At 45.0% G+C, this 22,968-nt stretch carries 23 protein-coding genes; 8 read left to right on the top strand and 15 right to left on the bottom strand.

Features of this window, described 5'->3' with window-relative positions; all coding sequences use genetic code 11:
* The first annotated feature begins 105 nt into the window (after window positions 1–105).
* The 4 genes from Q4A73_RS03785 to Q4A73_RS03770 all read left to right on the top strand — a co-directional run bounded on the left by Q4A73_RS03785 (window position 106) and on the right by Q4A73_RS03770 (window position 2,819).
* Window positions 106–1,356, top strand: coding sequence for an adenylosuccinate synthase (locus tag Q4A73_RS03785; protein ID WP_303206106.1), 1,251 nt, complete (start codon window positions 106–108; stop codon window positions 1,354–1,356).
* Window positions 1,353–1,781 carry a flagellar export protein FliJ gene (locus tag Q4A73_RS03780; RefSeq protein ID WP_303206105.1) on the top strand — a complete coding sequence of 143 codons (429 nt, stop codon included), beginning with the start codon at window positions 1,353–1,355 and terminating at the stop codon, window positions 1,779–1,781. The genes Q4A73_RS03785 and Q4A73_RS03780 overlap by 4 nt, the downstream gene beginning before the upstream one ends.
* Window positions 1,771–2,328 (top strand): MotE family protein, encoded by a 558-nt coding sequence (locus tag Q4A73_RS03775; RefSeq protein ID WP_303206104.1) that lies wholly within the window; start codon window positions 1,771–1,773, stop codon window positions 2,326–2,328. Before Q4A73_RS03780 ends, Q4A73_RS03775 begins: the two co-directional genes overlap by 11 nt.
* A gap of 167 nt (window positions 2,329–2,495) precedes the next feature.
* Window positions 2,496–2,819 (top strand): HU family DNA-binding protein, encoded by a 324-nt coding sequence (locus Q4A73_RS03770; protein ID WP_303206109.1) that lies wholly within the window; start codon window positions 2,496–2,498, stop codon window positions 2,817–2,819.
* 50 nt (window positions 2,820–2,869) lie between these two features.
* Here Q4A73_RS03770 and Q4A73_RS03765 read toward each other — a convergent pair whose 3' ends face one another.
* The 3 genes from Q4A73_RS03765 to Q4A73_RS03755 are packed head-to-tail and all read right to left on the bottom strand — an operon-like array spanning window position 2,870 to window position 4,277.
* Entirely contained in the window at window positions 2,870–3,421 is a 552-nt protein-coding gene (locus Q4A73_RS03765; RefSeq protein ID WP_303206103.1) for an SCO family protein, read from the bottom strand.
* Complete coding sequence (locus tag Q4A73_RS03760; protein WP_368492645.1) at window positions 3,418–3,849, bottom strand: hypothetical protein; 432 nt, start codon at window positions 3,847–3,849, stop codon at window positions 3,418–3,420. Before Q4A73_RS03760 ends, Q4A73_RS03765 begins: the two co-directional genes overlap by 4 nt.
* Window positions 3,849–4,277 (bottom strand): copper chaperone PCu(A)C, encoded by a 429-nt coding sequence (locus tag Q4A73_RS03755; RefSeq protein ID WP_303206101.1) that lies wholly within the window; start codon window positions 4,275–4,277, stop codon window positions 3,849–3,851. The genes Q4A73_RS03760 and Q4A73_RS03755 overlap by 1 nt, the downstream gene beginning before the upstream one ends.
* 153 nt (window positions 4,278–4,430) lie before the next feature.
* Between Q4A73_RS03755 and Q4A73_RS03750 the strand changes: the two genes are divergently transcribed.
* The 3 genes from Q4A73_RS03750 to Q4A73_RS03740 are packed head-to-tail and all read left to right on the top strand — an operon-like array spanning window position 4,431 to window position 6,867.
* Entirely contained in the window at window positions 4,431–5,402 is a 972-nt protein-coding gene (locus tag Q4A73_RS03750) for a murein L,D-transpeptidase family protein (protein ID WP_303206100.1), read from the top strand.
* A complete protein-coding gene (locus Q4A73_RS03745) occupies window positions 5,402–6,385 on the top strand; it encodes an alanine racemase (RefSeq protein ID WP_303206108.1) in 984 nt (327 codons plus the stop codon). The genes Q4A73_RS03750 and Q4A73_RS03745 overlap by 1 nt, the downstream gene beginning before the upstream one ends.
* A complete protein-coding gene (locus Q4A73_RS03740) occupies window positions 6,385–6,867 on the top strand; it encodes a tRNA (cytidine(34)-2'-O)-methyltransferase (protein ID WP_303206099.1) in 483 nt (160 codons plus the stop codon). Before Q4A73_RS03745 ends, Q4A73_RS03740 begins: the two co-directional genes overlap by 1 nt.
* Before the next feature lie 31 nt (window positions 6,868–6,898).
* Here Q4A73_RS03740 and Q4A73_RS03735 read toward each other — a convergent pair whose 3' ends face one another.
* From Q4A73_RS03735 to pheS, 9 genes are all read right to left on the bottom strand, one after another.
* Window positions 6,899–8,197 (bottom strand): HAMP domain-containing sensor histidine kinase, encoded by a 1,299-nt coding sequence (locus Q4A73_RS03735; RefSeq protein ID WP_303206098.1) that lies wholly within the window; start codon window positions 8,195–8,197, stop codon window positions 6,899–6,901.
* The gene (locus tag Q4A73_RS03730) at window positions 8,191–8,859 is read right to left on the bottom strand and encodes a response regulator transcription factor (RefSeq protein WP_303206097.1); all 669 of its coding nucleotides are present in this window, start codon (window positions 8,857–8,859) and stop codon (window positions 8,191–8,193) included. The genes Q4A73_RS03735 and Q4A73_RS03730 overlap by 7 nt, the downstream gene beginning before the upstream one ends.
* On the bottom strand, window positions 8,846–10,429 hold the full coding sequence (serA, locus tag Q4A73_RS03725; RefSeq protein ID WP_303206096.1) for a phosphoglycerate dehydrogenase: 1,584 nt from the start codon (window positions 10,427–10,429) through the stop codon (window positions 8,846–8,848). The genes Q4A73_RS03730 and serA overlap by 14 nt, the downstream gene beginning before the upstream one ends.
* Complete coding sequence (locus Q4A73_RS03720; protein ID WP_303206095.1) at window positions 10,426–10,914, bottom strand: hypothetical protein; 489 nt, start codon at window positions 10,912–10,914, stop codon at window positions 10,426–10,428. Before Q4A73_RS03720 ends, serA begins: the two co-directional genes overlap by 4 nt.
* On the bottom strand, window positions 10,915–12,585 hold the full coding sequence (locus Q4A73_RS03715; protein WP_303206094.1) for a 30S ribosomal protein S1: 1,671 nt from the start codon (window positions 12,583–12,585) through the stop codon (window positions 10,915–10,917). It lies immediately after the preceding gene.
* Between the two features lie 75 nt (window positions 12,586–12,660).
* A complete protein-coding gene (locus Q4A73_RS03710) occupies window positions 12,661–13,494 on the bottom strand; it encodes a 4-hydroxy-3-methylbut-2-enyl diphosphate reductase (RefSeq protein WP_303206093.1) in 834 nt (277 codons plus the stop codon).
* Window positions 13,484–14,767 (bottom strand): 3-phosphoshikimate 1-carboxyvinyltransferase, encoded by a 1,284-nt coding sequence (gene aroA / locus Q4A73_RS03705; RefSeq protein WP_303206092.1) that lies wholly within the window; start codon window positions 14,765–14,767, stop codon window positions 13,484–13,486. Before aroA ends, Q4A73_RS03710 begins: the two co-directional genes overlap by 11 nt.
* On the bottom strand, window positions 14,764–17,085 hold the full coding sequence (gene pheT / locus Q4A73_RS03700) for a phenylalanine--tRNA ligase subunit beta (RefSeq protein ID WP_303206091.1): 2,322 nt from the start codon (window positions 17,083–17,085) through the stop codon (window positions 14,764–14,766). The genes aroA and pheT overlap by 4 nt, the downstream gene beginning before the upstream one ends.
* Window positions 17,082–18,074, bottom strand: coding sequence for a phenylalanine--tRNA ligase subunit alpha (gene pheS / locus Q4A73_RS03695; RefSeq protein ID WP_303206090.1), 993 nt, complete (start codon window positions 18,072–18,074; stop codon window positions 17,082–17,084). Before pheS ends, pheT begins: the two co-directional genes overlap by 4 nt.
* 104 nt (window positions 18,075–18,178) lie before the next feature.
* Here pheS and Q4A73_RS03690 point away from each other — a divergent pair, with 104 nt between their 5' ends.
* Complete coding sequence (locus tag Q4A73_RS03690; protein WP_303206089.1) at window positions 18,179–18,544, top strand: histidine triad nucleotide-binding protein; 366 nt, start codon at window positions 18,179–18,181, stop codon at window positions 18,542–18,544.
* Here Q4A73_RS03690 and argH read toward each other — a convergent pair.
* The 3 genes from argH to Q4A73_RS03675 form a co-directional block, all read right to left on the bottom strand.
* Window positions 18,541–19,923: an argininosuccinate lyase gene (argH, locus tag Q4A73_RS03685; RefSeq protein WP_303206088.1), complete on the bottom strand. Its 1,383-nt coding sequence runs from the start codon at window positions 19,921–19,923 to the stop codon at window positions 18,541–18,543. The genes Q4A73_RS03690 and argH overlap by 4 nt on opposite strands.
* A 6-nt stretch (window positions 19,924–19,929) precedes the next feature.
* A complete protein-coding gene (pckA, locus tag Q4A73_RS03680) occupies window positions 19,930–21,504 on the bottom strand; it encodes a phosphoenolpyruvate carboxykinase (ATP) (RefSeq protein ID WP_303206087.1) in 1,575 nt (524 codons plus the stop codon).
* 17 nt (window positions 21,505–21,521) lie between these two features.
* Window positions 21,522–22,968: biotin/lipoyl-containing protein (locus Q4A73_RS03675; protein ID WP_303206086.1), on the bottom strand; the 1,447-nt coding region annotated here is incomplete at its 5' end.

Raw genomic sequence — 22,968 nt, 5'->3', positions numbered from 1 at the left:
GCGTCTCTGGTGAGCGTCACTGACTTCAAATCAGATGAAAGGGTAGCTGGCTATCTTTTGGGGAGTTCGATTCTCTCATCTTCTCGCCAAATTTTAAGGAAAATAATGAGCAAGGCAGACATCATTGTGGGGATTCAGTGGGGCGATGAGGGCAAGGGCAAAATCGTCGACAAGCTATGCGAGCATTATGATTTCGTTTGCCGCAGTGCGGGGGGGCACAATGCGGGGCATACGATTTGGGTCGATGGGACGCGCTATGCCCTGCACTTGATGCCCTCAGGCATTTTGCATCAATCCTGCATCAATATCATCGGAAATGGCGTGGTCGTTTCGCCCGAGATTTTGATGGCGGAAATGGCGCAGTTTGAAAACCTCAAGGGTCGCCTTTACATCAGCGATAGGGCGCATTTGAATTTGAGGCATCACTCCCTCATTGACATCGCTAAAGAAAGACTCAAGGGCAAAAACGCCATAGGCACCACGGGCAAGGGCATAGGCCCCTGCTATGCGGATAAGATCAATCGCATCGGGCACAGGATGGGCGAGCTAAGAGAGCCTGAAAAACTTTGTGCGTCCCTGATGAAACACTATGCGGATAACCGAATTTTTTTTGATTTTTTGGAGGTTGCGATACCGAGCGAGGATGAGCTTTTGAGTGATTTGAAGCGCTTTGGTGAAATTCTAAGCCCCTTCATCACGGATACGACAAGAATGCTCTGGCAAGCCCTAGACGCGGACAAAAGAGTGCTTTTGGAAGGGGCGCAGGGGAGTATGCTAGACATCGATCATGGCACTTATCCTTTTGTTACCAGCTCGAGCACGGTTGCGGCGGGGGCACTGACGGGACTGGGGCTCAATCCCAAAGAAGTGGGCTCCATCATAGGCACTCTCAAGGCCTACACGACAAGGGTGGGTAATGGCGCCTTTCCCAGCGAGGATACGAGTGAGAAGGGCGAGAAAATCGCGCAAATCGGCAAAGAAATCGGCGTCAGCACAGGCCGCAAAAGACGATGCGGGTGGTTTGATGCGGTGGCGGCTAGATACACGGCCAGACTGAATGGGCTTGATTATTTGGCCTTGATGAAGCTTGATGTTTTGGATGGCTTTGAGAGCGTGAAAATTTGCAGGGCTTATACGTATGAGGGGCGCGAGATTGACTACATGCCCAGTAATTTGGAGGGGGTGAGGCCTGTTTATGAGGAATTTGAAGGCTGGGATAGGGTTTTTGGCATAAGGGACTTTGATTTACTGCCTCAAAATGCGAAAAAATACATCGCGCGCTTGGAGGAGCTTGTGGGCGTGAAGGTTGGGGTGATTTCAACCAGTGCGGAAAGGGACGATACGATCATCCTATGAAAAGTAAATACAAAGCGGTCATTAAGGTTAGAAAGCAGCAGCTTGACAGGGCGGAGGGTCAGCTCGGCGCTGCGCAGCAAAGGCAGAGGGAGAGTGAGGCTGCTTATGGGCTTTCTGTGCGGGCCTTGCAGGATTTGGGGGACTTGCCAAGATCTGGCTCTGTGGCGGATCTGCGCTCAAATTTACAGATGAAGCGCGTGGGTGCGGAGGCTTTGGCTCGGGCGAGGGAGAAGGTGGAGCTTTCTAAAAAAGAGGTGAGTCATTATCAATTTTTATACAAAAAGGCTTATTTGGACTACGAAAAAATGAAATTTTTAGAGAGCGAGGAGCTTAAGGCTTGGCAAAAAGAAAGGCAAAAAAGCGAAAATAAATTTTTGGACGAGCTTGCTACGATAAGGGCTTTTAAGGGGGAAGATGATGCGTAGAGTGATTTGGACTGGGGGGATTTTGATGGCTTTGGCTTGGGCTGAGCCTCAAAATTGTCAGCAATATTTTGAGGCGCGAAAGGGTGAGCTTGAGCAGCAAACTAGGGAATTTGACGAGGCTAGGCAGGCTTTGGAGGCTTACAGGGCTTCTTTTGAGAACTTGCAAAAAGAAAAAATGGACGCCCTGAATGTCAGGGAGATGGAGGTCAATGCGACCCTGGCGAAGATTGAAAATTTGAAAGAGGAAAACGCAAGGCTTTTGAAGCAAAATGAGGAAATTTTAAGCAATATCAACAACAAAACCGAGGGGAGGATTAAAGAAATTTACTCGCAAATGAAAGACAGCGCGGTGGCGGATGTCCTCAGTCAAATGGACACGGAGGAGGCGAGTAAGATCATGCTTTCTTTGGAGTCGCGTAAAATTTCTGGCATACTTTCTAAAATGCAGCCGCAAAAGGCCTCCGAGCTCACTTTGCTGCTTAAAAATTTAGACAAAACAAAAGAAAAAGCAGAAAATGCGGATAATAACGCGAGTGAAAATTTTTAAATTTTAAGAGATGTTTGAAGTATGGTTTTGTGTGCTTGATGAAATTTTATTCTATCGCTATTTTTACAATGATGGTTTTAAGGTATTCATATAGATTAGAATTTCGTAAAATCTTTAAAATATTTGAAACATAATTAATAAAATTGTGTTAGCATGCCGATGTTTTTATAACAAAATTTTTCAAAGGAGCTTTTATGACTAAAGCGGATTTTATCGCACGCGTTGCTCAAACTTCTGGGTTAACAAAAAAAGATGCCACGGCTGCCACTGATTCAGTGATTTCGGCTATCACAGAGCTTTTAGCTAAGGGTGATAGTATCAGTTTTATCGGTTTTGGGACATTCTCTACCACTGAAAGAGCTGCGAGGGAGGCTAGAGTGCCAAGCACGGGCAAGACAATTAAAGTTCCAGCCACTAGAGTTGCCAAATTTAAAGTGGGTAAAAACCTTAAAGAGGCAGTTGCTAGCAAGGCGGGTAAGAAAAAGAAATAATCTTAAGGCTAGTTTTTCTAGCCTATTTATGCGTGATCTTCAAATTAAATTCATTCTTTCAAAAATTCTTCAAGATTTCTTAAGAGTTCCTTAGGGTTCAGATCGTTTATGGATGCCTTAAAGTTTGAATCGCTATCAATGAGATAAATTTCATTGCTGTGGGCTATGGAATATTGCATTGCTGAATTTGGGAGGTCAATCTTATGATAAATAACTCCATAGTTTTTTGTGATCTTTTGCAGGCTTTTTTCATTGGGGGCGATCAGGGCTGTGGAGTGGGGGTAAAAATACCTCAACCACTCATTGAGCGCCTTTATGTCCTTGTCCCTTTGCAAATCAAGCGTGATGAAAAGCAAATAAGCTTTCGGGCTGTTTATTCGCCTGAGTTTTTCTGAAAGCATGGAAAGAGTGGTCGAGCAAACATCCGGGCAAAAAGTATAGCCAAAATAAACGATGAGTTTTTTGCCCTTAAAATCCTCAAGGCTTGTATTTTGTGAGAATTCCGAACGCAGGGAAAAGTCGTAATTTTTTTCATCAGAATAAAAAAAAGCGGCAAATCCCAAGATAAAAGAAAAACCAATCAGGGCAAAAATTTTTTTCATCGCCTGAGCTCAAAGTCAAAATGAAATCCCAAAGCCTTGCCCTTTTGAAAAAATTCAGCCCTATAAAGCATCGTATCTAGGACGCAAGCGGGCAAAAAAATTTCAGCCCGGTAGCCATTTTGAGCGGCGATAAGTTTGGGTTTTATTTCGCCCATAAACATATTCAATCCATAAACACGAAGCTCCAAATCATCATAATGCGCAAGATTTTTAATCTCCAAATTTAAATTTTGCATCGCTTGCAGGGGTTTGGGCTGGAGCGATATTGAAATTTCCTTTCCGTTAAAAATATAAGAGCAATCGCGCGCATTCAAATCACACTGTGGAGGGGAAAAATTTGCATCCTTGTCCTTAAAAAGAAACGCGTCAAAGATAAAATACCCAAGCACCAACAACAACGCAAAGCAAAAAAAAAGTATTTTTTTTATCACTTTTTCATCGCAGCGGATGGTATATTTTTAATTTCAAGGCTTGAATTGTCATCAAAATAAAGCGTCAAATCCGCCTTAGTATCCGCATCGACTTGTTTTTTCAGGTCAAAAACCATAATGTGCAATCCGCCCGGCTGCAGCCTTGTCTCCGTGTGGGGACTGAGGGTGATTTTTGGAATCCGCACCATAGACATTTTGTTGTGGGTGTGCGTGTGGGTGTGAAGCTCGGTTTTATCGCTTAAATTTGTAAAAACACTGACGAGAGAAAGCTCCCGCTCGCTCTTATTTTTAAGGGTGAGAAAAATGGCCGTATTTTTCGCATTTGGAGGGGTTTGTTGGACGTAGGCATCAGAGATTTCTATCAGCTCATTTGCCGACAAATTCAAAAGCGCTAGGCCAAAACAAAATATGATTTTTTTTAACATAAGGCTCCCTTTTTGCTTGATGTGAAATCATTGTAGCCAAAAAGTTTAATATTTTAGGATTGAAACGACTCATCATTAAAGAAAAAATAATAAAATCACGGGCATTACGCTCTTTTGCATCATGCGAATCAATCATATTTTAAGGATATAGCCTTGCTGAAATTCATGCTTGTTTTTTTAGTTTTTTTATCCAGTCTTTGCGCTAAGGATTTGGTGAAAATTTATCTTGATGAGGGCTTGGAGGCCGTGGGTGTGGCCATTGAAAAGGAGTTGGGGAATAAAGATTTCTGGCTCAAAGAGCTGGGGGATGGGGACTTTTCCTTGGGCTATTATGATAGCGATGTGATGATTGTAAGGACCAATAAAAACGACAAGGTCCTCAAAGTTTTTTCCTACATCGATGGGAAGCTCAAGGAGGAATTCGAGCAAAAGGAGGTCATCACGGGCCTGATGGGCGATAAAGACAAAGAAGGCGATTTGAAGACTCCCATAGGCTTTTACGAGTTGGGGCGCAAATTCAATCCCGGAGATCCCTACTACGGACCCTTTGCCTTCGCCACAAGCTATCCAAATTTGCTCGATAAGGTTCAGGGCAAAACGGGGGGGGGCATTTGGATACATGGCTATCCTCTGGATGGAAGTAGGATTGATGAGTATAAAACCAGGGGCTGCATCGCTTTGTTTAACGATAGATTGCAGGACTTTGCCAAGGTGGTTGCGGACAAAAGGGTGTATGTTTTGACCGAAGAAAAAGAAAAAATCACCACGAATAAAGACGAAGTCGCCGCCCTGATGGCTGCTCTGTTTGCTTGGAAGCAGGCTTGGACAATAAGCGATGCGAATGCCTATTTGAATTTTTACGATAGCGAATTTAGGCGTTTTGATGGGAGCAATTTCACCCAATTTGCCGCGATGAAGCGGAGCATTTTTTCAAGAAAAGAGCAAAAAAAGATTAAATTCTCAAAAATCAACATCAGCCCGTATCCCAATTTAAACGACGAGAAAATGTTTAGAATCGCCTTTTACGAGGACTATTACACGAAAAATTATCAATTCAGGGGCAACAAAATTTTATACGTCAAGCTTGACAAGCGGGGCGGTATGAAAATTTTAGCAGAGCAGTGATGGCTTTGATCAAGCTCGACAAAGAGGCCTATAAATTCAACCTTCGCCAGCTAGCCCTCAGGGCTGGGGGCTATGAAAATTTAATCTGCGTTTTCAAGGACAATGCCTACGGACATGGCGCGCAAATCCTAGCCCCCATCGCGAGGGAAGAGGGCGTTGGGTTCATCGCCACCAGAAACGAGCAGGAGGCCCTAGCGCTTGAGGCACATTTTAAGGACATACTCATACTCTCACACCGACCAAATGGCAAGGAAGATCCGCGCTTCATCTACGCACTGAACGAGCCCTTAAATTTGAAGGACTTTAAAAAAAACACAAGGATCCACCTCAAAATCGACACCGGGATGCGTCGCAATGGAATTTGTCTTTCAAATCTGAAGGAATTTTTAGACTCCTTTCATCGTTATGATTTGAAATTGGAGGGGATTTTTACGCATTTTGCGGCGGCTGATGAGGATGAGAGCTATCATTTTCAAAGGCAGAATTTTCAAAAAGCCAAAGATCTGGCTAGAAATTTTAATGAAAATTTAATCTTTCATTCTTTCAATTCTGTCGCCCTGAGCCGCGACACGCCACCTAAGGATGAGCTATGCAGGGTGGGGCTTTTGCAGTTTGGTTACGGGGATGATGGGCTTAAAAAAGTCTTAAGTTTATATGCCCACAGACTCAGTCAAAGGACGCTACAAAAGGGGCAAAGCATGGGCTATGACAACGCCTTCGTGGCGCAGGAAAAAATGCGCGTTGGCACTTATGACTTGGGCTATGCGGATGGGCTTTTTCGCTACGATGCGCGTGGAGGGTTGCGGCTGGCTGATGGCAGGGAAATTTTAGGCAAAATGTCTATGGATAGCTTTTCTTGCGAGGATGGCGGCGAGGAGCTTTGTGTGTTTGATGATGCTAGGATTTGGGCGGAATTTTTCCACACCATCTCCTATGAAATTCTCGTAAAACTCCATCCCAGCATCCCAAGAATACTCATTTGATGTTTAATATCGTTTTGGTTTGTCCTAGGATCCCGCAAAATACGGGCAGCATCGGTAGGATGTGCTTTAACGCGGGCTTCAAGCTTCACATCATCAAGCCCTGCGTTTTTGACCTCTCTCAAAGGGCGGTGCGCAGGGCGGGGCTTGATTACTGGGACAAGCTTGAGCCTGTGGTGTGGGAAAATTTGGAGGCCTTTTTGGCTAGCCATCTTGATGAAAAAGAGCGTTTTTTCTTTGCAACCACAAAGAGCAAGAAGCCCTATTTTGAGGCTAGTTTTAGGGTGGGGGACTTTTTATTTTTCGGTAGTGAGAGCTATGGTTTGCCCCTTGATTTGATGGGGCTAAATCCGCAAAATGCCATCACCATCCCGATGAGACCCTGCGGCAGAAGTTTGAATTTGGCCACCAGTGTGGGCATCATCTCCTATGAGGCCCTGCGGCAAAATTTTAGCCCGAGCTTTTATTTTGGCAGCGGGAAATAGGGTGCTTTGATCTTCGTGCGCTTTGGGTGGGCTAAATTTTATCCCCGCTTTTGAGCCTGAAACTGAAGCAACTTCCCTGAAATTGTGTGCTAGAAATTTCCAAATAGCTCTTATGGATGCTGAGGATTTTTTTCACCAAAAAAAGTCCAAGCCCGAAAGAATTTTCGCTTTTCACATCGATTTTGTAGAATTTTTTTGTGATGAGTTTGATTTTGTCCCTTTCTATGCCCCTTCCAAAATCGATCACCTTCAAATTTTGATTTCGCACCTCTAAAATTACCTCTTTTTGGCTGTATTTGAGGGCGTTGGAAAGCAGGTTGATGATGACCTGCTCTATCAAAAAAATATCCGCACTCACAAGGCTAGCCTCCCCTCTTAAAACCACCCTTTCAAAGCCGGGATCTTGGACGATTTTTTGACAGAGCGCGTGGAGGTCAAAATTTTGCAGGGTCAAATTTTGAGTGTTGAGATTGAACACGAAATTGAGTTTATGAGTGAGTTGATTGAGCTTGTAGCTTTGTCGGGATATTTTATTCAAAAGCTCTTTTTTGAGCGCTTCGTCTTTTAAATTCGCATCCTGAAGCGTGGAGACGCTCAAATCGATCACGCTTAAGGGGTTTTTAAGCTCGTGAGAAATGGCGCAAATGACGCTGTTTAGCTGGGTGTTTTTGAGAGAAATTTTTTCGTTTTGTTTTTTGGTTTTTTCCTCCTTTTTGAGAATTTTATCTTTGATTTTGAGGAGTTTTTTGTTGAGAAAATTAAATTCTTTAAAAACAGAATGCTCGAGCAAAACCACATTTTGTCTGTGGATGGAGTCTAAAAACGCGAAGCTTTTTTTGAAAATTCTTAGCAATTTCTTGGCACTAAAATAAAATAAAACAAAAATAAAAATCACACAAAAGGCATAAATCGCAAAAATTTTAAACCAAAAATCTTCAAGCTTCACAATGCGCGGATAAACAACAATGGTGTAATTATAATCCCCGTGCGAAAAACGAGAAAGCATGATTTTTTTGTTTTGAAACTTAATGGTTTTATTTTGCTCAAAGCCCTCATAGGGCGCGATATTTTTCAAAGAGCTGATGGAATTTTGTGCAGAAAAAATGATGAAATCCGCCTCCGTCTCCTTGGCAAATGGGACGATATTTTCGCCATCCAGCTCGTTTAAAAGCCCAAATTTTAAGACATTATCGAGGCTTTTGATTTTTTGCTCATATTGTTTTAAAAGCAGTAAATTCAAATAGGAGTTGATGATCATATAAAAACTCAGGCCAAAAAGTAGGGCGATGAGGACGAAAAATAAAAGAAAGGCGTTTTTGATTTTCAGCATAATTTATAGCCCACGCCCCTGACGCTTAGGATGTGATTTTTGAGGGCGGGGAATTTGTTGCGCAGTCTTGTGAGCGCGATGTTGATGGTTTTATCGGCTGTGGTGTCGTCCTTCCATACATTTTCACTCAAAAATTGTCGGCTCAAAAGCAGGCCCTGATTTTCAAAAAAGCATTTTAAAAGTTCAAATTCCAAATTGGAAAGCTCGATTTTTTTATCCTTGTGAAAACACTCATGCGCCGCAAGATTGAGGGAAAATTCTCCAAAAATGAGCCTTTCCTCATCCTTTTGATGCCGCTTTAAAATGGCCCTGATGCGCAGCAAAAGCTCATCAAAGTCAAAGGGCTTGCAAATATAATCATCACACCCCCCCTCAAAGCCCTCGAGCAAATCCTTATGCAAGGCCTTGGCAGTGAGGAAGATGATGGGCTCTTTGTAGCCTTGATTTCTTAGCTTTTTCACCCTCTCAATGCTATCCCCGCTGGGTAAATTTCTATCGACGATTAAGAGATGAATTTCACCTTCATCGAGCAAATCCTCCACGCCCTCAAAGTCAAACAAACTCACGCACTCATAAGCATGCGCCCTAAGCTTTAGGGCTAAAAGCTCGTTGATGTCCTTATCGTCTTCTATGATGAGAATTTTGGCTTTAAATTTCAACATAATGCACAAAAACGCAGACTTCAAGCTCGTTCAGCTCGTTTAGAATTTCCTTTTGGATGGGCTCATCGACTAAAACCACGGCCAGCGCGTAGCCGCATCCGTCCCGTCCCAAACGAAAATCGGCGATGTTAATTTTATTTTCTGCTAGGATTGAGCTGATTTTAGAGATGACGCCCGGGATGTCTCTATTTTTAAACACCAGCATTTTGCCCTTAGGCTTGAAGTCCGTTTGAAAACCATTGATGGCGACTATCCTTTGCTCGTTTTCGTTAAAAATCGTCCCCGAGATGAGGACATTGGAATTATCCGTGATGATATGAACGCTGAGTTTATTGCTGTATCCGCTATTGGGTAGGGTTTCATGGGAGAGCTCTATGCCCTTTTCTTTGGCGACAAATTCGGCATTGACATAGTTGATACTCTCTCCCAAAATTCCACCCAGCGCCCCGACCACCGCGAAGGTGAGCATGGAGTGCGCGTAGGCGCCTATACTGCCCTCAGCCTCTATTTTCACGGCTTTGATCGGGTTTTTATCCATCTGTGCGGCCAAAAAGGCCATCTTAGAAACAAGCTCGATGTAGGGCGCAACGAAGGGGGGCAAATCCTCCGTTTTTATCGGCAAATTCAAGGCATTAGGGTAAGCGACCCCGCGAGCCGCACTGAGGGCTTGCTCACAGGCTTGGATGGCGATGTTTTCTTGACTTTCTAGAGTGTTGGCGCCAAGATGAGAGGTGGCGGAGACATTTTCAAATTCAAGCAGGGGATGATTTGTGGCGGGCTCTTTGTCAAAAACATCAATGCCAAGCCAAGCGATTTTGCCGCTTTTTAGCCCCTCACACAGAGCATCCTCGGCATACAGCCCTCCCCTTGCGCAATTGATAAGGCGAACGCCATCTTTCATTTTGTCCAGCTCTTTTTTGCCTATGATGCCGTTTGTTTCTGGAGTTTTGGGAGTGTGGATGGTGATGAAGTCGCTCAGGCTTAAAATTTCGTCCAAGCTTTTGGCCTGCTGCATTTGCAAATCTGTGATCTTAGAAGCGGGAACATAGGGGTCGTAGGCTAGGATTTTCATCCCAAAAGCCTTAGCGCGAAGAGCCACGCGAGAGCCTATATTTCCAAAGCCGATAAGCCCTAAGGTCTTGCCCATGAGCTCAATGCCATACCATTTTTCTCGCTCCCATCTTCTCTCAAGCTTTAAAAAATTATGGGCATTAACAAAGGATCTTGCCGCACAAAGCAAATGTGCCATAGTGAGCTCAACGGCGGCTATGGTGTTGGCTGTGGGGACATTCATAACGATGATGCCCTGCTTGGAGCAGCTTTGAAGATCGACATTGTCCACGCCCACGCCCGCACGAATGAGGGCCTTGAGCTTTGGGGCATTTTGTAAAAAATTCACATCGACATCGGTGGAACTTCTGGTGATGGCGATTTGGGCATCTTTGAGCAGAGGCAGGAGCTCATTTTTGGGAATTTTTGCTGCTTCAATGAGTTCGATATCCCTAGCTTTTTTTAAGATTTCTATCCCTTTGTCCAAGATGGCGTCGCATATTATTATTTTTTTTTTCATAGCCATATCTCCTTTGCTTCGGTGTTGATTTTGTATTTTTTAAGCTCAATAATGATTTCTTCAATGAGTTTTTTGTTGTCTGTATCGATGAAAATTTCAGGGCTATCTGTGGATTTTAGTAAAAAATATTTTACATTGAAGGCATTGAGGGTTTGCTTGAGGCAAAATATAGAGTAAATGTCGTATTTGTTGATGGTGAGCTGGTAGTATTTGTTTTTTTCCTTAAGCTCACTGGTGTCCGCGTTGAAATATAGCTGGAATTGTTGCGCGGCCGGGGTGAAGTCTCGCACAGGCCACATGGCAAGCTCTTGCTGCCAAGTTGTTATTTTTTGCGTAACGGATGGCAGGATGGTGGAGTTGGCTTCTTTGATAAATTGTGGAAGGAAGCTAGAATTTGCCTTGAAATTCCACAATAAAACGAAGATGATGGCGAGTAAAACAAAAACCAAAAAACTTAAAATGCCTATAGCGGCGTATTTTTTCATTTATGATAATTGTTCTTTAATGATGTCGCCTAGGGTTATTTTGTCGTCATTGTTGATTGCGTTGAGGACTTCTTTTTCTTTGAGTCTTAATAAATTTCTAACGCTAAGGCGAATTTTATTTTTGCTAGCATCAATGAGAGCGATGGCCGCTTCGATTTCATCGCCCACTTTCAAGCCCTCAAGCATGGCGGCACTAATGTCTTCTTTGTGAATGAGAGCATCAACAGCATCGCTAAGCTTCACAAAAACGCCAAAATCCTTAATGTCTCTAACAGTACCCCTCACCACATCATTAACCTTGCGAGTCTTGGCATATTCCTGCACGGGGCTGCTTTCTAATTCCTTGGTACTGAGAGAAATTTTTTGGTTATCTTTGTCAATTTTAATGATCTTGACCCTTATACTTTCCCCATTTTTAAACAAATTCTTGCATTTGTTCGCCCTGTCCCAAGAAGCGTCCTCATTGTGCAAAAGTCCCTCAATGTTAGCAATTTTTACAAAGGCACCAAAGGCTGTGATAGAAGTGATCACGCCCTCAACCACATCGCCCACCTTGTGAGAGCTAAAAAAAGCATCGAAGGGTTTTGAAAGCAAATTTCTCAAAGATACTCTCAATCTCCTCTCATCCGTATTGATTTCAATGATCTCAACGTCTATTTCCTGCCCTTTGCTGATGTAATCTTTAGGATTTTTGATATTTTTATCCCAAGAAATTTCGCTGATATGCAAAAAGCCTTCTATGTCATTGCCCAAATCAACAAAGGCCCCGTAAGGCTCAATGTTAGAAACCACGGATCTGACAGTATCGCCCACCTCTAGGCTTTCTTTGATTTTATCCCAAGGATCGGGCAGGGCTGCCTTGATGGATAGGGACAAGTGTTTTTTTTCTTTGTCGTAATTGATAATCTTAACCGTAACCTTATCTCCTTCTTCATAGAGGGTGTTAGGATTGACCGGGCCTCTGTAAGAAATTTCACTATAATGCACCAGTCCATCGACACCGCCCACATCAACAAACATACCATAGCTCGTAATTTTTTTGACAATCCCTTCAATCAACCCATCTCGCTCCAATATCTCACCAAGTATCTCCTTGCGTCTTTTTCTTTCATCATCTAAAATTTTGCGTCTGGAGACGATAATGCTTTGCTCTTCCTTATCCACCTTGATGATTTTGACCTTGAAGCTCTTATTTGTGATATGGTTTGCATCTTTGAAGCCGTATTGGGATTTTGGCAAGAAAAATTCCACGCCATCATCATCCACAACGACCATCCCACCTTTGTTTTTGCTTAATATTTTCACCTCAAAGATGTCCGGACTTTCTTCATGATAATTTTTAATGAATTCGGCTACTTTTTCTTTTCTTAGAGCTTTTTTGTGGGAAATCAAGGCCCTCCCACCACGAGAACCAACAATAGCGACCTTGATCACGTCGCCCACATCAAACAGCAAATTTGCATTTTCATCAAGAATCTCATCTCGCGCCAAAATGCCCTCTGACTTTTTACCTATATCAACATCAACCTCATCGTCCCTAAGCGCGATGATTTTACCCTCGAAGATCGCCTCTCCCTTTGATTTGTCATAAGCATCCAAAAGCTTCCCAAAATCCTCCTCTTCTTCAAAGAAATCGCTCGTATTTTGAACTTTCTTGTCCGCCTCGTTCATCGTGGTCCTTTTTTAAATAAATTTTCCTATTTTATCTTACATTTTCTTTAATGAGTGTTAATTTTTCACCTTTATTTAAATCGTTGTTAAATTTTGAATTTTTTCCAAAACCCTTTGAATGATCCAGTCCGGTGTGCTAGCCCCCGCACTGATTCCACAATGCCCCTTGCCCTCAAACCACGCTCTCTCAAGCTCCTTTTCCGTCTCGATCAAATAGCTATCCTCGCAATTTTGTTTCGCGATGAGAAAAAGCTGCTTGGTGTTGGCAGAATTTTTCCCTCCGACTACGATCATCACATCGCTTTTTAAGGAGAGCTCCATAATGGCCTCTTGATTTTTAAAAGTCGCATCGCAGATGGTGTTAAAAACACGCACTTCCTTGCACTTGAGCATTAAAATTCGCACGATTCTAGCAAAGTCTTCAATCTTCTTTGTCGTTTGAGAGACCACAGCGACCCTGTTGCCAAGCTTGATATTCTCAAGCTCCTCCTCATTCAAAATCACATAAGCCTTTGAGTTCGCATAGCTTTTCACCCCCCTCACTTCAGGGTGATTTTCATCGCCAAAAATCACAATCTCATAGCCCTCATTGCTCATTTTTTCGCAAATTTGCTGCGGCTTGGTTACGAAGGGGCAGGTCGCGTCAAAAATTTCCACATCCTTTTTTTGCAGCGCGGCCAAATCCTGCTTGGTGATCCCATGCGTCCTAATGATCGCCTTTTTCTCCGCGCCCAAATCTTCAATGCTCTGCAGGGTTTTGACGTTGAAGCTTTTTTGCAGGCGAGAAATTTCGGCATTGTTATGGATGAGCGGCCCTATGGTCGCAGCGTCTTTGATTTGCTCGGCCTTTTTAATCGCCCGCTTCACCCCAAAACAAAAGCCATAATTTTTCGCCAACTCAATGATCAATTTCGGCCCCCAAGCTTTCTAAAATTTGACAAAAATTTGGAAAAGAAGTGCCGATGCAGCCCACATCGTCAAGCTCCATCCCACAAATCAAGCCCAAAATCATAAAGCTCATAGCGATGCGATGATCGCCAAAGCTTTGAATTTTCGCACTTTTGGGCTTCCCACCCTCCACCTCAAAGCCATCCTCCAGCTCCCTAGCCTCAATGCCGCATTTTTGCAAATTCGCCACCACAGCCCTGATCCTATCGCTTTCTTTCACCCTCAATTCTTTGGCGTTTTTGAGGCTACTTTTTCCCTTAGCTAGGGCAAAGGCTATGGCAAGGGCTGGCGCTTCATCGATGAGCCAAGCGATGTTTTCATCCACTTCAACGCCCACAAGTTCGCTACTTTGCGCATGAATCGTCCCCACCGGCTCGAAATGATTCGCCTCACAAGCAAGATCGATTTTCGCCCCCATTTTCTTTAAAATTTTATAGGCCTCGATGCGGGTGGGATTGAGGAGGACATTTTTCACGCAAATGCTAGAATTTGGCAGGATTAGGGCCGCCAAGACAAAATAAAAAACCGAAGATGGATCATTGGGTAGGGTGAAATTGAGAGCTTTCAGGGGCCTTTGCAGGGGCGTGATTTCAATGCCAAGCCCATCCTCGCTGATTTTAAGCGGCGCATCCATGGCCAAAAGCATCTTTTCGCTGTGATCGCGACTGAGGGATTTTTCCCTAAAATAGCATGTCGCATCAGCCCTAAATCCCGCCAAAATCATCGCCGTTTTAACCTGCGCAGAAGAAATTTCACTGACAAAATCAAAATGCCTCAAGCCTCGCCCCAGCACACACAGGGGAGCGAGCTTGGCCCCAGATCTGCCATAAATTTGTGCTCCGATTTGACCCAATGGCTCACAAACGCGTCCCATAGGGCGCTCATTGAGGTATTTATCGCCGCTTAGGGTGAAAAATTTACCCTCAAGCCCGGCCAAAAAACCCAGCATCAAGCGCATTGCCGTGCCTGAATTTCCGCAATCCAAAACACAATTTGGCTCTTTAAATTCCGCAGGCGGCGTGATGGAAATTTCATCCCCGCTTTTTTCAACCCCAGCGCCTAAATTTTCTATGATTTTAAGGGTGTTGAGGGTGTCTTCTGCGAGGAGGTAGTTTTTCGCACGACTCCTTTCTTTGCTCAAAAGGGAGAAAATGGCAAAACGATGGCTGAGGCTCTTGTCTGCGGCGATTTTTTCTAGGGTGGTGTTGAAATTTGACAGAGGGCGAATCTTCATCGTAGCTTGAGTCCGTATTCTTCTAGGGCGCTTACGATCGATGCCAAAGTCTCGTTAACTTGAGCTTCTTCTAGGGTTTTGTGGGCGTCTTTGAAGATGAAGTTGATGGTGAGGCTGTAACAATCCCCCAAACTTTCATCACTGTAAAGATCGACCAGCCTGAAATTCTCCAAGATGTCAAAATGGAAGGCCCTGATGCGATTTTTGATGGTTTCATAATCAAAATTTTTAGGGACAAGTATGCTCAAATCCCTACTCACGCTTGGAAATTTAGAATAAGCCCTCGCGCTTTTGCGCTCCTTTTGCAAGGCGCTCAAATCCAGTTCGCACACATAGCTTTTGGCAAGGTCCCTAGCCCTTTCTAGGCCCAAATGCACCCTGCCGACAAAGCCGATTTTTCTGCCATTTTGATGCACGCTGGCTTGCTCATAGGGGCTGAGAAAGGCGTGATTTGACTTTTGAAGCTCAAAATTCCCCACGATGTTTTTGATGTCTAAAAGAAAGTCGTAAAAATTAACCATCTCGGGCTTGGCTTTGTTAGAAATTTTAGGCTCTTCTTTTAGACCTGAATGCACAAAAGCGATGCGATGAAGCTCCTCAGCTTTGGCGTTAAAAACCATCCCGCTTTCAAAAAGCTTGATGATTTTTTGGGAATTTTTCGCGTTCAAGCTTGCCGCGTTTAGGAGGTGGTTTAAAAGGGTCGTTCTTAGGGTATTAAGCTCGGCCGTGATGGGGTTGATGAGTTTTAAATTCACCCTTTCAAAGCCAAAAATTTCAAGCTCTTTTTCATGGTCTAAAACATAATGCAAGCTTTCAAAATAGCCATGATCCGCAGCCCTTTGGCGCAGGGTGAGGAGATTCTTGTAATCCTGATAGCCTTTGCTCAGGCGGTTTTTTTCTGTGAATTCTAAATTTTTAGAGTCGATATTATCAATCCCCACGATGCGCACCACTTCCTCGCAAATGTCCGCGATGTTTTTGATATCACTACGGTGCAGCGGGGCCTTGACATTGATGAGATTGTCGTTTGAGATTATGAGCTCAAAGCCAAGTTTTTTAAGAATTTTTAGAATCTCATCCCTGCAAATGGCCTGCCCTATGGTGTTGTTAATGGTTTTCACATTGATGGGGATGAGGGCGTTGTTTTTGTATTCTAGCACTTGCTGGGTTGAGCTATAAACCACCGCCTCTTGCGAGCCAGAAATTTGACCCAGCAAAAAGTCCATCCCCAAAGTAAGCCCCGGCTCACTGCCCCTAAAACTGCGGTGGAAGGTTTTTTCATCCTGCTTTTCGTGGAATTTTTTACTCGCGGCGATAATGCTAGGCTCTGTGTAGTGGGCCTCTATGATGATGATTTTTGAGCTTTCATTGGCCCTTGCGAACCCATCCTGATAAAGCCCCGAAACGCTTAGAATTTTATCCTGACACAAGATCTTAGTCTCCCCGTGGGCTCCTTTTGTGAGGTTGAGGGTGGCTGTTTCATCGTTTTTTCTCAACCTGTCAAAATCATACGCATTGAACAAAACCCCCGTGCTGTGCGTGGCATAATGCAGTAAATTTTCAAGCGCATCGCAGGATAAAAGCCCGATTTGTGCCAGTCTCAGGGCGCTTGAAAGCTTGGTGCTGATTTTTTCCTTAAGCTCCACGGCCCTATAAACAAAGAGGCTGTTGAGCTCCTTAGCCACCTGCAGTTTTAAAATTCTACCGATACCCAGCACATTTTCGCCCTCTTTGAAGGGGAATTTGTCCTTCAAATTCTGCTCAAAAACCACACTCAAATCCCTAGCGACACCATAAATGCTAAGGCAATCACCCCGATTGGGCGTAAGCTCCACCTCAATGAAAGCATCATCAAAAAGCTCATATCCATTCAAAGCGCGCCCCAGCTCTAACTCTCCCATGCTCTCATCTAAGATCAAAATTCCCTCGTTGTTTTTAGCAAAGCCAAGTTCCGCACTCGAGCAAATCATCCCGCAAGAATCCTCACCTCTAAGCTTGGTTTTTTGGATTTCCATCCCGCTTGGCATGCGCGCACCCTCAAGGGCTACGGCGACAAATTGCCCCGCTTCCACATTGGCCGCTTTGCAGACGATTTGTAAAATTTCCCCGCCCACATCCACCTGAGTGATGTTGAGCTTCTCGGAGTTTTCGTGCTTGGTTTTTTCCCTCACAAGGCCCACGACAACTCTGTCAGGAGCCTTCATATGGTAGGCCTTATCCACCTCCAGTCCTATGGAATTTAGAGCCTGCGTGAGCTCCTTTAAGCCTTTATCACTCAAGTCTATCCACTCGTTGAGCCATGATTTTGTAAGGATCATCGAAATTGCTCCAACAGTCTTAAATCTCCCTCAAAGAGTGAGCGCAAATCAGGGATTTTATGCAAAAGCATCGCAAAGCGCTCCACACCCAGCCCAAAGGCATAGCCACTGACATTCTCATAGCCCACGAAACGATAGACATTAGGATCGACCACCCCACAGCCCATCACCTCAAGCCAGCCCGTTTGTTTGCACACCCTACACCCGCAGCCCTTGCAAAAAACGCAGCTTATATCCACCTCAGCCGAGGGCTCTGTGAAGGGGAAAAAACTCGGGCGAAAACGCACCTTCACCGCGCCAAAAATATGGCGCAAAAATTCTTCCAAAATGCTTTTCAAATTTGCAAAGCTAACCCTCTGCCCCTCCTCCACGACCAAGCCCTCGACCTGATGAAACATCGGCGTGTGAGTGAGGTCAAAATCACGGCGGAAAACAGCACCCGGCGCTATCATGCGGATGGGCGGCTTTTGTGCGAGCATGGTGCGAATTTGCACGGGCGAGGTGTGGGTGCGTAAAAGCCTCTCGTCGTCAAAATAAAAGGTATCCTGCATGTCCCTTGCGGGGTGGGATTGGGGGAGGTTGAGGGCCTCAAAATTATGAAAGTCATCCTCGATGAGCGGCCCCTTTTCAATGCTGAAATTTAAGGACACGAAATACTCAATGATCTCATCCATCGTGCTGAGGACAGGATGCAAAGCGCCCCTTTGCAAGCTCTCGTCAAAATAGCTAAAATTCAGGGCGTCTTGGCGCATCTTCGCGTCCAGATCCCTTTGCTCGAGGGCGGCTAGTTTTTGCGCGAAAATTTGATGGAACGAGTCCTTGAACGCGTTGATTTTTGCCGCAAATTCTTTTTTTTCCTCGCCATCCAAATCTTTGAGTTTTGCAAATTCTGCCGCCAAAATTCCCTTTTTGCCAAGCACGGAAATTTTAAGTTCTTCCAATGCGTCCAGATCTTGACAATCTTTTAATCGCTGAATCAATTCTTGCAAATTCTCACCCCAATCATAAAGTTTTGGCCGTGATTTTACACAAAAAATTTAATTTTAGATTTAACTTGTGTATAATTTATCAATTTCAATCTAAAGGATAAAAAATGCGAGAAAAGACCATATTTGAGCGCATCGTTGCGGGTGAGCTTCCCTGCAATAAGGTCTTGGAGGATAACGATTTTCTAGCCTTTCACGACATCCACCCTAGGGCGCCCATACACATCCTTGCCATCCCTAAAAAGCATTTTAAGGATTTTCAAGAATTTGACCCCGAGCTCATGGCTAAAATGACGCTTTTTATCCAAAAACTAGCCGTTCTTTTGGGGCTTGATAAGAGTGGGTATAGGCTCATTAGTAATTGCGGTAAAAACAGCGGTCAGGAGGTTTTTCATCTGCACTTTCACATTTTGGGCGGCTTTGAGTTGCCTAAGGACAAGGCAGAGCAGGCTAACCCTCAGGCTCTGTTTTAATGCGCGTTTAAAAACGCATCCAGGGCTTGAATTTGCGCTTCAACGCTCTTAATGGAGCTTGAACCGCTGGATTGTTTGGCATTGAGCGAGTGTTCAAAGCTCAGGCATCGCATCGCCTTATCGTCAAAAATGGGGTCTATGGCGGATAAATTTTCTATTTCGCTAAGATCCACACCCCGCCTATCCGCCTCCGCTACAACCCTGCCCACGATAAAATGCGCCTCCCTGAAGGGGATTTTTTTCTCACGCACCAAATAATCCGCCAAATCCGTAGCGAGCAAGTGCCCTTTTTGACAGGCTTTGAGCATATTTTCTTTGTGAATTCGCATCTCTTGGAGCATGGCGTTGAGGATGGTGAGGCTATCCTTTGCGGTTTTGACGCTGTCAAAAAGCCCCTCCTTGTCCTCTTGCATGTCTTTATTGTAGGCTAGAGGTAGGGCCTTCATCGTGGTGAGGAGGGCGATCAAATTCCCATACACCCGTCCCGTTTTCCCGCGTATGAGCTCGCAAACATCGGGGTTTTTTTTCTGCGGCATGATGGAGCTACCTGTCGAAAAACTATCGCTAATGCTGATGAAGCCAAATTCTGCGCTTGAAAACAAAATCATCTCCTCGCAAAGCCTTGAAGTGTGGGTGAAAATCACGGCTATATCATAGAGCAAATCCAGGGCAAAATCCCTATCACTCACCGCGTCCATCGCGTTTGCCGCAGGTCTGGCAAAGCCCAGCAAACTGGCACTCAGCTCTCGGTCGCTCTCATAGCTTGTCCCCGCGCAAGCGCAGCTTCCAAGCGGGCACTCATCCAGCAGGGCGAGGGAATTTTCAAGCCGCAAAACGTCCCTTTGAAACATAAAAGCATAGGCCAAAACATAAAAAGCAAAGCTCACAGGCTGGGCGTGTTGGAGGTGGGTGAAGCTTGGCATAATGCTCGTTTTATGCTCTTTTGCGTGATTGATTAAGGTTTTCATAAGATTTTTCAGCAAGGCAATGAGCTCTCGATGACTCTGCCTGACAAAAAGCTTAAAATCGGTCGCCACTTGGTCGTTTCTACTGCGTGCGGTGTGGAGTTTCCCACTGATGCTGGGGTCTATGATTTGCCCCAGTCTTTTCTCCACGGCCATGTGGATATCCTCATCCTCAAGCCTGAATTCAAAAACGCCGCTCTCAATTTCATCTTCGATCCGCCTCAGGCCCTCAATGATGCTTCGCAGCTCGTCCTTGCTGATGATTTTGCATTTTGCAAGCATACTCGCATGCGCGATGGAGCCCTGTATGTCCTGCCTGAAAAGGGCCCTATCCACCTCCAAACTCGCGTTAAATTTTTGCAAAAGCTCACTGCTAGCACCCTCAAAGCGTCCCGACCACATCGTATTTTTCATTGTTTTTTAAATTTTTGGCCCAAAACGGCTAAATTCCACGCCCTCTTTGACATCCTCATAGCGCCTAAAATTATCCACGAACATTTTTGCGAGCTTATTCCTAGCGAGGATGAACGCCTCTTTGTCTTTCCAAGTATTGATGGGATTTAGCAGCGAGTTTTCCACCCCATCCAGGGCCTTAGGGATGGCAAGATTAAAAACCTCAAAATCATCCCAATCACACCCCCGTATGCTAGCGCTCAAAATGGCATCGATGCAAGCTCTGGTTGTCCGGATGCTCATCCTCTGTCCGCTCCCGTAGCTCCCACCGCTCCAGCCCGTATTGACCAGATACACATTGACGCCATGCTTGTCAATTTTCTCCCCCAACAATCTCGCATAAACCGTAGGATGAAGGGGCATGAAGGGCTCGCCAAAGCACGCAGAAAAGGTAGCCTCAGGCTCGATGATGCCTCGCTCAGTCCCCGCGACCTTAGCCGTATAGCCGCTTAAAAAATAATACATCGCCTGCTCTTTGGTGAGTCTGCTGACGGGGGGTAAAATTCCAAAAGCGTCCGCGCTTAAAAAGATGATATTTTGCGGATGGGAAGCCCTAAGGCTGGGCTCGTGATTCGCGATATGCTCGATGGGGTAGGAAACGCGCGTGTTTTCTGTCTTGCTTGCATCATCATAATCCACGCTTTTATCCGCCCTTAAAACCACATTTTCTAAGAGGGCGTTTTTTTTGATGGCGGCGTGAATTTCAGGCTCATTTTCAGCGCTGAGATTGATGGTTTTTGCGTAGCAGCCGCCCTCGAAGTTGAACACACCCTCATCATCCCAGCCGTGCTCATCATCGCCGATAAGTCTTCGCTTGGGGTCGGTTGAGAGAGTGGTTTTGCCCGTGCCGCTCAGTCCAAAAAAAAGCGCCACATCGCCCTTTTGACCGACATTGGCACTACAATGCATGGAAAGCTTGTTTTCTAGAGGTAGCCAGTAGTTCATCATAGAAAAAATTCCCTTTTTCATCTCGCCGCCATACCAGGTCCCACCGATGATGGCGATATTTTCTTCTATGTTGAAAACTACAAAAACTTCCGAATTCAAGCCGTCCTTTTTGTAGTCCTCATTGACGCACTTGCAGGCGTTATAAACGACAAAATCGGGCTTGAAATTTTCAAGCTCATCCTCATCGGGACGGATGAACATATTTTTCACAAAATGTGCCTGCCAAGCGATTTCGGTTACAAAACGCACCGCCTTCCTGCTCTGCAAACTCGCCCCACAATAGGCATCTTGCACATAAATATCCTTAGCGCTCAACGCATCCTTAGCCTTTTGCAAAAGCTTATCAAAAAGCTCCTTGCTAAGGGGCTGATTGATCTTGCCCCAGGCGATATATTTTTGCGAGGGTTCTTGCCTTACAAAATATTTATCTTTAGGACTTCTGCCCGTAAATTCCCCAGTATCCACGCAAAAGGTCCCATTGGTACTGCACTCCCCTTCGCCATTTTTAAGCTCGTGTTGGAAGAGCTCCTCAAAACTCAGATTGTGAAAAATTTCCCCCGGGTTTTTAAGCCCTAAATTTTTAAATTTCTCCATCGCTCTTCCTTTGTGATTTATTCCTTATAGCTTGCAAGAATTTGCCCCTCACTCACCGCATCGCCCGTTTGAATGAAAATTTTATCGATCACCCCGTCTTTGGTGGCACAAACCTCTATCTCCATCTTCATCGCCTCCAAAATGATAAGCACCTCGCCCGCCTTGACCGCAGCACCCTCTGCGATGTGAATTTTAAACACATTGCCCGAAATTCCAGCCTGTATGGCCTCATCACCGCTCAGCTCTGGCGCACTCTCTTTGGGGCCGATTTTTTGAATTTTCTTCACATCGACATCCTTATCCAGTCCCGGATGAAGCTCGACATGGTATTTGTTGCCATTGACAGAGACGGTAAAACGGCTCTCATCCGCACGCACAGGAGGAGGCATTTGTGAAATTTTGCGCACATTCACCTTAGCCTCGCCCTTGAGAAAGGCCAAACCTTTTTCCTTGCAGGCAGCGAAGATGAAGAGATTTTCATCACTGATTTCAATGCCCTCTTTTTCAAGTAAATTTTTGTTAAAGGCAAGGCTCTTGCTCGCGTCCCTATCGGCAAGATCGATAGCGCTCTCTCGGGTCGGCTCGAGCTTTAGCTGCTGGGCGGCTAGCCTGACAATGCTCTCATCAGCAGGCACGGGCGTTTTTCCAAAATAGCCCAGCACCATTTTTCCATAGCCCTCGGCGATCTTTTTCCATTTGCCAAACATCACATTATTGAAGGCTTGCTGGAAATAAAACTGCGAAACGGGCGTTACCGAAGTGCCGTATCCTCCCTTTTCCACGACCTCACGCATGGCCTTGATGACCTCTGGGAATTTATCCAAAGTGCCGTTGTCGCGCATCATTTGCGTGTTGGCCGTCAATGCCCCGCCAGGCATGGGAGAAAAAGGGATGAGGGGGTTGATCATGGTCGCTTCTGGCGGTAAAAAATAATCCTTCAAGCAGTCCTTTAAAACCTCTTCGTAGATGAGAATTTTCTCCTCATCCAAGCCGCCTAGGTCATAATTTTTACCCTTCACGGCGTGGAGCATCGTCAAAATATCAGGCTGAGAAGTCCCGCCGCTCACAGGCGCTGCGGCCAAATCGATGCCATCGGCCCCGGCCTCCAGGGCGGCTAGATAGCAGGCCACGCTCACTCCCGCCGTGTCGTGGGTGTGCAGTCTGATGTGGGTGCTTTCGGGCAGAATTTTGCGTGCCATTTTGATGGTTTCGTAAATCTTATTGGGGTGGCTTGTCCCGCTTGCGTCTTTGAAGCAAAGGCTTGTGAAGGGGATGTTTGAGGCTAGAATTTCTCTTAAAATTTTTTCATAAAAGGGCACATCGTGAGCGCCCTTGCAGCCCGGCGGGAGGTCCATGATGGTGATGACTACTTCATGCTTTAAGCCGTGCTTGATGATACACTCGCCACTGAATTTGAGATTATTGACATCATTAAGGGCGTCAAAATTGCGTATGGTTGTCGTG

Source organism: Campylobacter sp., assembly GCF_030528245.1.
Taxonomy (GTDB): Bacteria; Campylobacterota; Campylobacteria; order Campylobacterales; family Campylobacteraceae; genus Campylobacter_D.
Note: the sequence above shows the minus strand (reverse complement) of the source record. Positions and strands in the feature narration are given on the sequence as shown.